Origin of the sequence: Clavibacter quasicaliforniensis (assembly GCF_051201715.1) — a bacterium.
In the GTDB taxonomy this organism is placed as follows: domain Bacteria; phylum Actinomycetota; class Actinomycetes; order Actinomycetales; family Microbacteriaceae; genus Clavibacter; species Clavibacter seminis.
Genome location: NZ_CP139624.1, coordinates 2922925 through 2934726, shown reverse-complemented (window position 1 = coordinate 2934726; position 11802 = coordinate 2922925). Strand labels below are relative to the sequence as shown.

General features: G+C 73.0%; 12 protein-coding genes. 8 read left to right on the top strand and 4 right to left on the bottom strand.

Annotation, left to right across the window (positions count from 1 at the left end; all coding sequences use genetic code 11):
• The first annotated feature begins 4 nt into the window (after window positions 1-4).
• Complete coding sequence (locus NL142_RS13950; RefSeq protein ID WP_194684427.1) at window positions 5-178, top strand: type II toxin-antitoxin system ParD family antitoxin; 174 nt, start codon at window positions 5-7, stop codon at window positions 176-178.
• 44 nt (window positions 179-222) lie between these two features.
• Here NL142_RS13950 and NL142_RS13945 read toward each other — a convergent pair whose 3' ends face one another.
• The gene (locus NL142_RS13945) at window positions 223-891 is read right to left on the bottom strand and encodes a response regulator transcription factor (protein WP_435080184.1); all 669 of its coding nucleotides are present in this window, start codon (window positions 889-891) and stop codon (window positions 223-225) included.
• A gap of 124 nt (window positions 892-1015) precedes the next feature.
• On the opposite strand from NL142_RS13945, the gene NL142_RS13940 reads away from it, so the two are divergent.
• Window positions 1016-1294, top strand: a complete 279-nt coding sequence (locus NL142_RS13940; protein ID WP_086506568.1) for a GlsB/YeaQ/YmgE family stress response membrane protein — start codon at window positions 1016-1018, stop codon at window positions 1292-1294.
• Window positions 1295-1409: 115 nt separating this feature from the next.
• On the opposite strand, the gene NL142_RS13935 is transcribed toward NL142_RS13940, so the two are convergent.
• Window positions 1410-2228, bottom strand: coding sequence for a ferritin-like domain-containing protein (locus NL142_RS13935; RefSeq protein ID WP_435080183.1), 819 nt, complete (start codon window positions 2226-2228; stop codon window positions 1410-1412).
• Between the two features lie 353 nt (window positions 2229-2581).
• Here NL142_RS13935 and NL142_RS13930 point away from each other — a divergent pair, with 353 nt between their 5' ends.
• Window positions 2582-4480 carry an ABC transporter ATP-binding protein gene (locus tag NL142_RS13930; RefSeq protein WP_435080182.1) on the top strand — a complete coding sequence of 633 codons (1899 nt, stop codon included), beginning with the start codon at window positions 2582-2584 and terminating at the stop codon, window positions 4478-4480.
• 72 nt (window positions 4481-4552) lie between these two features.
• Here NL142_RS13930 and NL142_RS13925 read toward each other — a convergent pair whose 3' ends face one another.
• The gene (locus NL142_RS13925; RefSeq protein WP_435080181.1) at window positions 4553-5434 is read right to left on the bottom strand and encodes a sugar phosphate isomerase/epimerase family protein; all 882 of its coding nucleotides are present in this window, start codon (window positions 5432-5434) and stop codon (window positions 4553-4555) included.
• 176 nt (window positions 5435-5610) lie between these two features.
• Here NL142_RS13925 and NL142_RS13920 point away from each other — a divergent pair, with 176 nt between their 5' ends.
• The 3 genes from NL142_RS13920 to NL142_RS13910 all read left to right on the top strand — a co-directional run bounded on the left by NL142_RS13920 (window position 5611) and on the right by NL142_RS13910 (window position 8201).
• On the top strand, window positions 5611-6342 hold the full coding sequence (locus tag NL142_RS13920) for a ThuA domain-containing protein (protein ID WP_435080180.1): 732 nt from the start codon (window positions 5611-5613) through the stop codon (window positions 6340-6342).
• A complete protein-coding gene (locus NL142_RS13915; protein WP_435080179.1) occupies window positions 6339-7475 on the top strand; it encodes a Gfo/Idh/MocA family protein in 1137 nt (378 codons plus the stop codon). Before NL142_RS13920 ends, NL142_RS13915 begins: the two co-directional genes overlap by 4 nt.
• Window positions 7476-7592: 117 nt before the next feature.
• The gene (locus NL142_RS13910; RefSeq protein WP_435080178.1) at window positions 7593-8201 is read left to right on the top strand and encodes a nitroreductase family protein; all 609 of its coding nucleotides are present in this window, start codon (window positions 7593-7595) and stop codon (window positions 8199-8201) included.
• A gap of 69 nt (window positions 8202-8270) precedes the next feature.
• On the opposite strand, the gene NL142_RS13905 is transcribed toward NL142_RS13910, so the two are convergent.
• Window positions 8271-8678, bottom strand: coding sequence for a hypothetical protein (locus NL142_RS13905; RefSeq protein ID WP_435080177.1), 408 nt, complete (start codon window positions 8676-8678; stop codon window positions 8271-8273).
• 315 nt (window positions 8679-8993) lie between these two features.
• Here NL142_RS13905 and NL142_RS13900 point away from each other — a divergent pair, with 315 nt between their 5' ends.
• Both NL142_RS13900 and NL142_RS13895 read left to right on the top strand, forming a co-directional pair.
• Window positions 8994-10376 (top strand): serine hydrolase domain-containing protein, encoded by a 1383-nt coding sequence (locus NL142_RS13900; protein ID WP_435080176.1) that lies wholly within the window; start codon window positions 8994-8996, stop codon window positions 10374-10376.
• Complete coding sequence (locus NL142_RS13895; protein WP_435080175.1) at window positions 10352-11728, top strand: acid phosphatase; 1377 nt, start codon at window positions 10352-10354, stop codon at window positions 11726-11728. The genes NL142_RS13900 and NL142_RS13895 overlap by 25 nt, the downstream gene beginning before the upstream one ends.
• Window positions 11729-11802 lie beyond the last annotated feature (74 nt).

Sequence of the window (11802 nt, the reverse complement as noted above, 5' to 3'; positions counted from 1 at the left end):
ACAAGTGGCATCCGGGCGCTATCGGTCCGCGAGCGAGGTCGTCCACGCCGGGCTCCGCCGCATGGAGGACCAGGAATCGCAGCTCGACGTGCTGCGAGCAGCGCTGCTCGCCGGTGAGGCGAGCGGCGAAGCCGCACCGTTCGACCTCGACGCGTTCATCGCGGACAAGCGCACGTGAATCCATGACGGTTCCCATCGGCCGCGAAGACCTCTAGGTGCCCGCTACGGCCCACCCAGCCAATGGTCGATCCGGTGGTGATCCGGGCTGAACCCGTGCCCGACGCCCCAGATCACCGCCTGGGTGCGGCTCTGCACCTGGATCTTGCGGTAGATCGAGCGGATGTAGCTCTTGACCGTGTTGGGGGAGAGGTACGTGAGCGCCGCGACCTCCTGGTTGCTCTTGCCCTGCGTGATGAGCGCGAGGATCTCCGACTCGCGGTCCGTGATCCCCTCGCGCTTGCCCGGCCAGTCGAGCGAGGGCGCGCTCGCGGCCCGCAGCGGCGCGTCGTTGAAGAGCTCCTCGCCCGAGTGGATCCGCTCGAGCGCCTCCACGAGCTCCCTGGCCGGCAGCGCCTTGGAGAGGTAGCCGTGCACGCCCTGGCGGCGGGCGTCCGCGATCAGCTCGGGCTGGAAGTTCCAGGTGTAGACGACCACGCGGCGGGCGCGGGGGTTCCGCACCAGCTCCGCGATCTCGTGGTGGTCGGACTCCGGCTGCGCGAACGAGTCGTAGAGCACGATGTCGATCTCGTCGGAGAGCGCGGCATTCGCGTCGATCTCGGCGACCAGCACGCGGTCGCGGTAGTCGTCGAACATGTGGGCGAGGCCCTTCAGCACCACGTCGTAGTCGTCGACGAGCGCGATCGTGACGGGGCGGGTGCGGGTGGCGGGCATGGGATCACCATCCCACCCCCAGGGGTGTGCCGCCACACCCCGCAGGGTGGGACGTTGGATCCATCGCCCCGAACGGGCACCACCGCGCGTCTTCCTGACGTGCTCGCACAGAAGAGAGATCACCATGCTCGGACTCATCATCAGCCTCATCGTCATCGGCCTCATCGCCGGCTTCATCGCCCGCGCCGTCATCCCCGGACGCCAGAGCATGTCGATCCTCATGACCATCGTGCTCGGCATCGTCGGCTCGTTCGTCGGCGGCTTCCTCGCGTTCCTGCTGTTCCAGCGCGACGCGATGGACGGCTTCTTCCAGCCCGCCGGCATCATCGGCTCGATCATCGGCGCCATCATCGTGCTCTTCATCTACGTGAAGGTCGGCGGCCGCAAGGCAGTCCGCCGCTGAACACGACCGGGCGACCCGTCGATGCGCTGGCGCGCGTCTGACGACAGCCGGTAGCGGACCAGGAGGAGGGGCGGGTCGCCGAGCAGGCGGCCCGCCCCTTCTCGTCTGCCTGGGGTCAGGCGCGGGCGGGCTCGGCGTCCGTCGGCCCCAGCAGCGGCGCCCGCGGATCCACCAGCACCGACCGCGCCGCAGCCCCGAACCCGTGCATCGCCCGCCGCCAGTACGCGCGCGGTGCGACACCGCACGCACGCAGCGCAGCCCGGTGGTCGACCACGATCACGGTCGCGGCGCCCGCCGCGACGACCGTCCAGGCGGTGCCGATGAGCGCGCGCAGGGGAGCGGGGGTCTCGCGGAAGCCGGTGCGGAGGCGGTCGATCTGGAAGCGGACGTGGTCCCGCTCATCGTCCGCGATCCGCCGACCGAGGGCGCGCAGCGCGGGATCCGGGGCGTGGTCGGCGAGGGCGTGGAAGTAGCCCGTCGCGACCGTCTCGGCGATGAGGAACAGGCTGATCTCCGTCCGCAGCCCGATGAGGTGCCGCAGCCGCGTGAAGGCCGCGTCCGTCCAGTGCGCGGGCAGCGCGGGCGCGTCGAGGTGGTCGAGCGCGCGGAGGAACAGGGCCGCGTGCTTCTGCTCCTCCTGCACGAGGAGCGCGAGCGCGTGCGTGTAGGCGGGATCGCCCGCCGCGGTCGCCATGCGCAGGAGGTGGGCGCCGTCGCCGCTCTCGCCGAGCGCGAACCGCTGGAACGAGCGGACGAACGCCCGGCGCGTGCGGGCGTCCATCGGCGAGGGCGTGCCGGACGGGATCAGCTGCTCGGGCGTCAGATGCCGGTCCGCGTTGGCGTGGAAGTGGGCGATCCAGTCGGCGGCGGTGCCCATGCGGGCGGTCGCCGCGGCGGGGCGTGCGGGCGTCGGTGTCTGCGTGATCGAGGTCATGCCCTCACGCCAGGAACGACGATGCGACGGCCTCGCCGGGCGCAGGAGGGACTCCGGGGGTCGCCAGGGCGCATCCTGCGGCGGCGAGGTGGTCCGTGCGGCGTACCCGGCTGCATCCTCCGCCCGACGGCCATCCGGTGACGCTTCGCCGGCTGGGCGCGATCGCGTCCGTCCGTGGCTCATGATGGGCATGCGCCCACCGGCAGGACGATCCGTCCACGCTCGTCCGCGGATCCGGTCACGACGACGGCGTCCCGGTCGGAGCATCGACGCGGATGCCCGATCCGCCGCAGAGGACCCGACTCGCGCGCACCCCCGTCCGCCCCGAGCGGCCGTCCACGAGAGGAACCACCATGAGCATGGACAGCGTCGCCTGGAGCTCGCTCTACAAGATCTCGAGCGCGCAGGACGGGTCGCGCGGCATCTCCCGCGAGTCCGTGAAGCGGATCATGACGTTCGCGGTGCCGTACCGGGCGAAGCTGCTCGTCTTCATCGGGCTGTCCGTCGTCGGCGCGTTCCTCGCGGTGGCGACGCCGGTGCTCGCCGGCCAGGTGGTCGACGTCATCGTCGCCCGGGGCGAGACCGCCACGATCGTCCGGCTCGCCGTCGTCATCGCGCTCGTGGCCGTGGCCGACGCCGCCGTGTCGCTCGTGACGCGCTGGTTCTCGGCGCGCATCGGCGAGGGCGTGATCCTCGACCTCCGCACCGCCGTGTTCGACCACGTGCAGAGGATGCCCATCGCGTTCTTCACGCGCACGCGTACCGGCGCCCTCGTGAGCCGTCTCAACAACGACGTGATCGGCGCGCAGCAGGCCTTCAGCGGCACGCTCTCCGGCGTGGTCACGAACGTCGTGGCGCTGATCCTCACCCTCGTCGTCATGCTCAGCACGTCGTGGCTCGTGACCGTGCTCGCGGTGATCATGCTCCCCGTCTTCCTCGTGCCCGCGCGCCGCATGGGCGGTCGCCTCGCCGCGCTCCGCCGCGAGGCCGCCGACCACAACTCCGCCATGAGCACGCAGATGACCGAGCGCTTCTCGGCGCCCGGCGCGACCCTCGTGAAGCTGTTCGGCCGGCCCGACGAGGAGTCCGCGGAGTTCCGTGTCCGTGCTGCCCGCGTCCGCGACATCGGGGTCCGCACGGCGATGCTGCAGTTCGTCTTCGTCACCGCGCTGATGCTCGTCTCCGCCCTCGCGCTCGCGCTCGTCTACGGGCTCGGCGGCGCCCTCGCGCTCGGCGGCCAGCTGGACACCGGCGAGGTCGTCACCCTCGCGCTCCTCCTCACGCGGCTGTACGCGCCGCTGACCGGCCTCGCGAACGCGCGGGTCGAGATCATGAGCGCGGTGGTCAGCTTCGAGCGCGTCTTCGAGGTGCTGGACCTCGAGCCGCTCATCCAGGAGAAGCCCGACGCCGTCCGCGTCCCCGGGGGCCCGGTCGCGGTCGAGTTCGACGACGTGCGCTTCGCCTACCCGTCCGCCGACAAGGTGTCGCTGGCCTCCCTCGAGGAGGTCTCGACGCTGGACACCCGCGGCGGCGAGGAGGTGCTGCACGGCGTGTCCTTCCGGATCGAGCCGGGGCAGACCGTCGCGCTCGTCGGCACGTCAGGCGCCGGCAAGTCGACGATCGCGCAGCTCCTCTCGCGCCTGTACGACGTCGACAGCGGCGCCGTGCGGCTCGCGGAGACCGACGTGCGCGACGTCACCTTCGCGTCCATGCGGCACACGCTCGGCATGGTGACGCAGGACGGCCACCTCTTCCACGAGACGATCCTGTCCAACCTGCGCCTCGCGCGGCCGGAGGCGACCGAGGACGAGGTGTGGGACGCCGTGCGTCGCGCGCGGCTCGAGCCGCTCATCCGCTCCCTGCCTGACCAGCTGGACACCATGGTGGGGGAGCGCGGCTACCGGCTGTCCGGCGGTGAGCGTCAGCGGATGACCATCGCGCGGCTCCTGCTCGCCCAGCCGCGCGTCGTCATCCTCGACGAGGCGACGGCGGCGCTGGACTCGACGTCGGAGGCGGCGGTGCAGGCGGCGCTGAGCGAGGCGCTCGAGGGGCGGACGGCCCTGGTCATCGCGCACCGCCTCTCCACCATCCGCGACGCGGACCTGATCCTCGTGGTCGAGGACGGCGCCATCGTCCAGCGCGGCACGCACGAGGAGCTGCTGGCCGCGGGCGGCCGGTACGAGGAGCTGCACCGCACCCAGTTCGCGGTGCAGAAGGCCGTCGCGGCGGATGCGGAGTCGGCGCTCGGCTGATCCGGGCTCGCCTCACCCGGGCTCAGCTCATCCGGGCTCACCTCACCCGGGCTCACCTCACCCGAGATCTCCTCACCCGAAGACCCGCCGCACCACCTCGTGCTCCTGCTCGAGGCCGTCCCACTCGTCGGATCCGTCGGGCCGGGTCGACTCGTTGACCATCGCGAGCGCTCCCTGGTAGCCCGCGTCCTGGAGGACGCGGAGGGAGCGGGCGTAGTCGACGTCGTCGAGCCGGCCGTCCGCGTCGCGGTGCGCCTTCGCGTGGCAGGTGACCGCGTGCGGCGCGATGCGGGCGAGCTGCTCGTGCTTGTCGGGCATGGTCCAGTTGCCGAGGTCGATCAGGAGGCGCACGTCGACGGCGTCGGCCAGGAGCGCGAGCACCGCGTCCGCGTCGGGCAGCAGCTCTCGCCAGTTCTCGGTGACGACCGCGACGGCCGGGTGCGCGGCGGCCAGCCGTGACAGGCGCCGCGCGCTCGACGCGAGCAGCTCCGGCGTCGGTGCGCTCCGGCCGGCGACGACGCGGGCGTGGTGCGCGCCGAGGGCCTCGGCGTCGGCGAGGCGGTCGGAGATCCACCGCTCGTGCTGGTCGGCGTCGGTGGGGTGCGTGAGGTCGCCGTCGTCGACGAGGAACGCGTCGAGCGTGATCCCGGACGCCGCGAGTGACGCGCGCAGCTCCGCGAGGTAGCCGGCGTCCCGCGTGGGCAGCTGGAAGTGGGTGATCTGCACGGCCCGGTAGCCGCGCCGCGCCAGCTCGGCGGGCAGGTCGAGGAGGTCGAGCGCGTTCGCCGCTCGGCCGCCCCGGGTGGTCGGGCCGGATCCGTCGGGCCCGGGGACGCGCGGACGCCCGAGCGTCCCGTCGAGGGACCAGGCGTGCACGGCCTTGTCGGTCGGGCGGGTGGACGCGGTGGGACGGTCGGCGCCGGTCGGCCCGGCGGTCCCGGTCGGCCCGCTCATCGGATCGCTCCGCGGTCGTCGTCGCTGGCGGTCATGCGGCCTCCCGGGTCGCCCGCATCGGCGCGGGGCATGCGTACGATCGTAGGCGCGGGCATCCGCCGCGTCACGGCCGATCTCGGGTCGAGCCGGTCGCGCGATCGCCTGACCACCCCGACCACCGCCGAACGAGGAGCGCCATGGACATCGTCGTCTGGAACGAGAACGTGCACGAGAGCCGGGGGGACGCGACCGTCCTGTCGCACTACCCGGACGGGATCCACACCGTGGTCGCCGATGGCCTCCGCGAGCTGCTGGGCGACGACGCGCGCGTGAGCACCGCGACCCTCCAGGAGGATCAGCACGGCCTCACCGAGGAGCGCCTCGCCGCGACCGACGTCCTCTACTGGTGGGGCCACGTCGCGCACGGCGAGGTGTCCGACGAGGTCGTCGAGCGCGTGATCCGCCACGTGCACGCAGGCATGGGCCTCGTCGTCCTGCACTCCGGCCACTACTCCAAGGTCTTCACGCGCCTGATGGGCACCACGTGCTCGCTCAAGTGGCGCAACGACGGCGAGCGCGAGCTGGTCTGGACCATCGCGCCGCAGCACCCGATCGCCGAGGGGATCCCGCACCCGATCGTCATCGACCGCCAGGAGATGTACGGCGAGCAGTTCGACATCCCGCGCCCCGACGAGGAGGTGTTCCTCTCCACCTTCGCGGGCGGCGAGGTCTTCCGCTCCGGTGTCGCGTACCACCGCGGTCGCGGACGTGTCTTCTACTTCTCGCCCGGCGATCAGGAGTACCCCGTGTACCACCACCCCGACATCCGCCGCGTGCTCGCGAACGCCGCCCGCTGGGTCGCGCCGACGGACGGCCGCGCCGACCTCACGGCCGACGAGCACCCGCGCGACTGGTTCCTCGCCCGATGAGCGCCGCGAAGCCCGCCGTGCCCACGACCCCGGCGACGCCCGCCGCTCCGGCTTCCCCCGCGTCGGCGGCCGCCCCGGCTGCTCCCGCCTACGACGGCCCGCGCGTCCGCGTGATCCACGTCGGCCTCGGCGGCTGGGGCGGCGACTGGGCGCGCAACGCCGTGCCGGCCGTCGCCGAGATCGAGGTCGCCGCGATCGTGGATCCGAGCGAGCCCACCCGCGAGAAGGTGCGCACGCTGCTCGGCCTCCCCGCCGAGGCCGCGTTCGCCTCGCTCGCCGACGCGCTCGCCGCGGTGGAGGCGGACGCCGTCATCGTCACAGCTCCGGCCGTCACCCATGCGCCGCTCGCGCTGGAGGCGCTCGAGGCGGGCAAGCACGTGATCGTCGAGAAGCCGTTCGCGAACTCGACCGCCGAGGCCGCCGCCGTGGTCCGCCGTGGCGAGGAGCTCGGGCTCATCGTGCAGGTCAGCCAGAACTACCGCTGGTACCCGGCGCCGCGCCGCGTGCGCGAGCTGCTCGCCGCCGACGCGCTCGGCGAGGTCGCGACCATCGAGATCGACTTCCGACAGTGGGACAACGACGAGCCCGACGACTATCCGCACTACCGGTTCCCGCAGCCGATCATCAACGACATGGCGATCCACCACTTCGACCTGATACGCATGATCACCGGCCGCGAGGCCGTGCGCGTGTTCGCCCGCACCAGCCGCCCGTCGTTCAGCCACTACCGCGACCCGGCTGTCGCCTCCATGGTCATCGAGCTGGAGGGCGGCCTGATCGTCGACTACCGCGGCAGCTGGCTGCACCGCGGACCGGTCACGCCGTGGGCGGGCGAATGGCGCATCTCCGGCGAGGACGGCGAGCTGACCTTCACGAGCCGCGGCGAGGGCGTCTCGGCAGACCGGGTCGGGATCCGCGACGCCGACGGCTCCGAGCGCGAGCTCGACCTCGAGACCCTGCCGCTCATCGGCCGCGCCGCGGGCCTCCGCGCATTCGCCCTCTCGATCCTCGGCGGCCCGCCGCCCGAGACGAGCGGCCGCGACAACCTCGGCAGCCTCGCGCTGATGGAGGCGGCAGGCCGTTCGGCGGAGTCGGGCCGCTTCGAGGACGTGCGCGACCCGCTCGCGGGGTAGGCCGCGCGGCGGGGATGCGGCCCGGCGTCACCCAGGAATAGCCGGGCGGCGTCCCGCATTGTGATCCGCGAGGCCCGACGATGTGCCGCATCCCCGACATCGACCGAAGGAATCGCCATGACCCTCATCGAGGACGCCACCACCTCCGCATCCACCGCCCGCACCGCCGACACCGCCGTGCCGATCGTGCGCGAGCTCGACGCCCGCTGGAGCCCGCGCTCCTTCGACACGGACGCCAGCGTCTCCGACCAGCAGCTCGACGCGCTGCTCGAGGCCGCGCGCTGGGCGCCGTCCGCCAGCAACCAGCAGCCGCGCCGCTTCATCGCCGCCCGCCGCGGCACGCACGCGTTCGACACCATCGTCGACTCGCTCGTCGGCTTCAACGCCGCGTGGGCCGTCAACGCCTCCGCGCTGATCGTCGCCATCGCCGAGACCTCCACGGTCGAGGGCGAGAAGCGCCCCTACGCCGCCTACGACCTCGGCCAGGCCGTCGCCCACCTCTCCGTGCAGGCGCAGGCCGAGGGCCTGCACACGCACCAGATGGCCGGCGTCGAGTTCGACAAGCTGTCCGCCGCGTTCGACCTGCCCGAGAACCTGCAGCCGCTCACCGTCACGGCCGTCGGCACGGTCGCCCCGGCCGACGCGCTCGAGGGCCCGCTCGCCGAGCGCGAGACGGCGCCGCGCTTGCGCCTGCCGCTCTCCGAGCTGGTGCTCGTCCGCGAGTGATCCGCCTTGCACGACAGCGGCCGCCGACCCACGGGTCGGCGGCCGCTCGTGCGTCATGGGGAGCGGGTGTCAGCCCCCGAGTACGCGCCCGATGAGGTCCTGCACGAAGGGGATCGCGTCCTGCACCTGGTCGACGCTCGCGATCACGGTGGCGACGAGCGGCCACGCGGATCCCACGAGCGTCGCCACCACGGCGGAGACGGCGGCGACCCAGGCGACGCGACCGTCCCGGGTGCGCGCGGCGATCCCGAGCATCACGACCGCGACCACCAGCGACACGCCCACGCCGAGCGCGATGAGGGTCACCGGCACGTCGAGCTGGCCGGCGGTCGCCGCGTCGGCCGCGCCGATGAACCCGAGCGCGGGCAGCAGCACGACGACCACGACCACGATCACCACGACGAGGCCGGTGACGGCGGCCGCGCGCGTGGCCCGCGGGCGGCGGCGGAGGACGGGGCCGGCGGAGCGGGCGCTCATCGCGCGGCTCCTCGGTCGTCGGCGCCGGCGGCGGCCGCGCCGGTCGGGCGGGGGGATGCGGATGCGGTCTGCGCGGCACGGGATCCGCGGGTCGGGTCGTTCATGGCTGCTCCTGTCGGGTGGTGCGTCACCCAGGAGACGGGACGGGCCCGCCGATCGTCCCGCCCGTCCAGGAGGCGCCCAGCGGGGAGCGCCAGACGTTCGCTCCGCGGATGCGGACGGGTCCCCGCGGTTCGCTCGACGGATCAGGCGGGGGCGAGCGCGGGTCGCGTAGAGTCCGGCACGCCCGCCGTCCCCGATCCCCGGAGCGCCCCCATGAGCGAGATCCTCGACTACGTCCGCACCTGGCTCGACCACCGCGTCTGGCAGACCCGCGTCCCCGGCGCGCAGGTCGCCATCGCCCGGCACGGCGAGGTCGTGCTGTCCGAGGCGTTCGGCGTCGCGGATCCCACCACCGACGCGCCGCTGACGCCCGCGCACCTGTTCCGCGTGGCCTCGCACTCCAAGACCTTCACGGCCACCGCGATCCTGCAGCTCGCCGAGCAGGGCGCCCTCCGCCTCGACGACACGCTCGGCCAGCACGTGCCCGAGCTGGCCGAGGCTGGGTCCGAGCTCGCCGGCGTCACGATCGCCGCGCTCCTGGAGCACGGCGCGGGCGTCCTCCGCGACGGGCCCGACGGCGACCACTGGCAGCACTCCGGCCCGTTCCCCGACCGCGCGCACCTGATCGCCATCGCGACCGCGCCCGGCGTCGCCAAGGTCGCGCCCGACACCGCGTTCAACTACTCGAACATCGGGTACTCGCTGATCGGCCTGGTGATCGAGGCGGCGTCCGGCCTGTCCTTCGCGGACTACCTCGCCGAGCGGATCGCCGCGCCGCTGGGCCTCCGCGACACCACCGCGGAGTACGTCCCGGCGCGCGCGGACGAGTACGCGGCCGCGTCCACCTCGCTCCGCACGTCGCGCGAGCGCACCGTCATCCCGCACGTCGATACTCGCGCGATGGCCGCGGCCACCGGCGTCACGAGCACCGCGTCCGAGCTCGTGTCCTTCTTCTCCGCGCTCGTGCTGCCCGACGACGAGCGGCTCATCTCGGCCGCGTCGAAGCGCATCCAGCAGCGGCCGCGCTACGCCTCCAGCGCGGATCCGGCCGGCACCCGCCGCTACGGCTACGGCCTCATCATCGAGCGCGTCGGATCCGGGGCGCACGAAGCCACGGTCGTCGGCCACTCGGGCGGGTACCCGGGCCACATCACGCGCACGGCGGTGGATCCCGCGAGCGGCTGGGCGGTCAGCGTGCTCACGAACGCCATCGACGGCCCGGCCGCCACGCTCAGCACGGGCATCCTCGAGCTGCTGCTCGCCGACTCGGCCGCCACCGAGGACGAGCGTGCCGCGGTCGACGCCCCCTTCACCGGTCGTTTCGCGAACGTCTGGGGCCTGCAGGACTTCCAGGTGATCGGCGACCGCTTCCTCCGCATCGACCCGACCGCGGAGCACCCGCTCGACTCCGTCGACGTGCTCGAGCGCACGGGCGACTCCTCGGTGCGCATCGTCGAGGGCGACGGGTTCGGATCCGTCGGCGAGGAGGTCACGGTCGACCGAGCGCCGGACGGCTCCGTCGACCGGATCCGCGCGGGCGGCGGGATGACGCTGGAGCCCGAGACGCGCGCGTGGGTCCCGAGGTCGCGCGGCTGAGGCCGAGCCCTCTCGCGGGTGGCCGGGCGGACGCACCGCCCGGCCACCTCCGCTCCACCTCCCGGAAGGATCCGCGTCACGCCCGATCCGTACGGTGCCGGAGGCCGCACGGCCGCCCGCTCCCGACGAGAGGCACGATCATCCCCACCCCGCTCCGGCGTCCCCGCGCCCGCACCGCGACGCTGCTGTCGACCACCGCGATCCTCGGCCTGCTGCTCACCGGCACCGGCGTCACCGCCGCGACCGCCTCCGACGCACCCACCGCGTCCTCCACCGCCCCGGCCATCGCGCCCTTCGACCAGGCCACGCTCGACGCGCCCTACCCGTCGAACAGCACCTACGACTTCGTGCCGATGCTCGACCAGTTCACCTCGCTGAAGGCGAACCGCCCCGACATCATGAAGCTGAACGACAAGAAGACCATCAAGATCAACCAGGCCGCGACCCGGGCGCAGGCGGACCGGGCGATCATCGACCAGTACGCCGACATGTCGATCACGATGTCGGACGGCCTCGGCAAGAACCTCGGCGAGATCTACCGCACGGCGCGCGAGGCGGGCCAGCTCCCGAAGACGGACGCGCTGCTCGCCAAGAACGGCGGCCTCGTCGGCAAGTACTCGTCCACCAACCCCGTGAAGACGTACTTCAACAACCCGCGGCCCTACGTCGCGTTCCCGCTCAAGCTCAAGTACCGCGACAAGCCGGACGGCAACGCGTGGGCCGGCCAGGACGGCTCGTACCCCAGCGGCCACACCTCGCAGGCGTTCTGGCAGGGCACAGCGCTCGCGACGATGCTGCCGGAGCTCGCGCCGCAGATCCTCGCCCGCGCCTCCGATGCCGGCAACAACCGCATCATCATGGGCGCGCACTACCCGCTCGACGTGATGGCCGGCCGCATGATGGGCCAGAAGATCGTCGAGCGCCGCTGGTCCGACCCGTCGTTCCGTACGCTCTTCGAGCAGGCGTCCACCGAGCTGCGCACCGTGCTCGAGGCCAAGTGCGGCGCGACGCTCGCGGTCTGCATCGCGAAGGACAAGCCGTACCTGACCACCAAGCAGGCGCTCAAGGTCTACGAGCAGCGCATGAGCTACGACTTCCCGCGCGTCGGCGACAAGGGCCAGCCGACGACCGTGCCCACCGGCGCCGAGTCGCTCCTCATCACCAGCCACCCCGACCTCACGCCCGAGCAGCGCCGCCAGGTGCTCGCGCTCACCGCGATCGACTCGGGCGAGCCGCTCGACGAGGGCACCGAGGGCAGCTGGCAGCGCATCGACCTCCCGGCCGCGATGGCCGCGAAGGTCGTCGTGACGGCCGACGGCACGGTGTCGCTCGTGAAGCACGGGAAGAGCTGACCGGATCCGTCTCCGCACGGGTGAGGGGCGGGTGGCCGATGGCCGCCCGCCCCTCTATCTTCATTTGGAAAGCC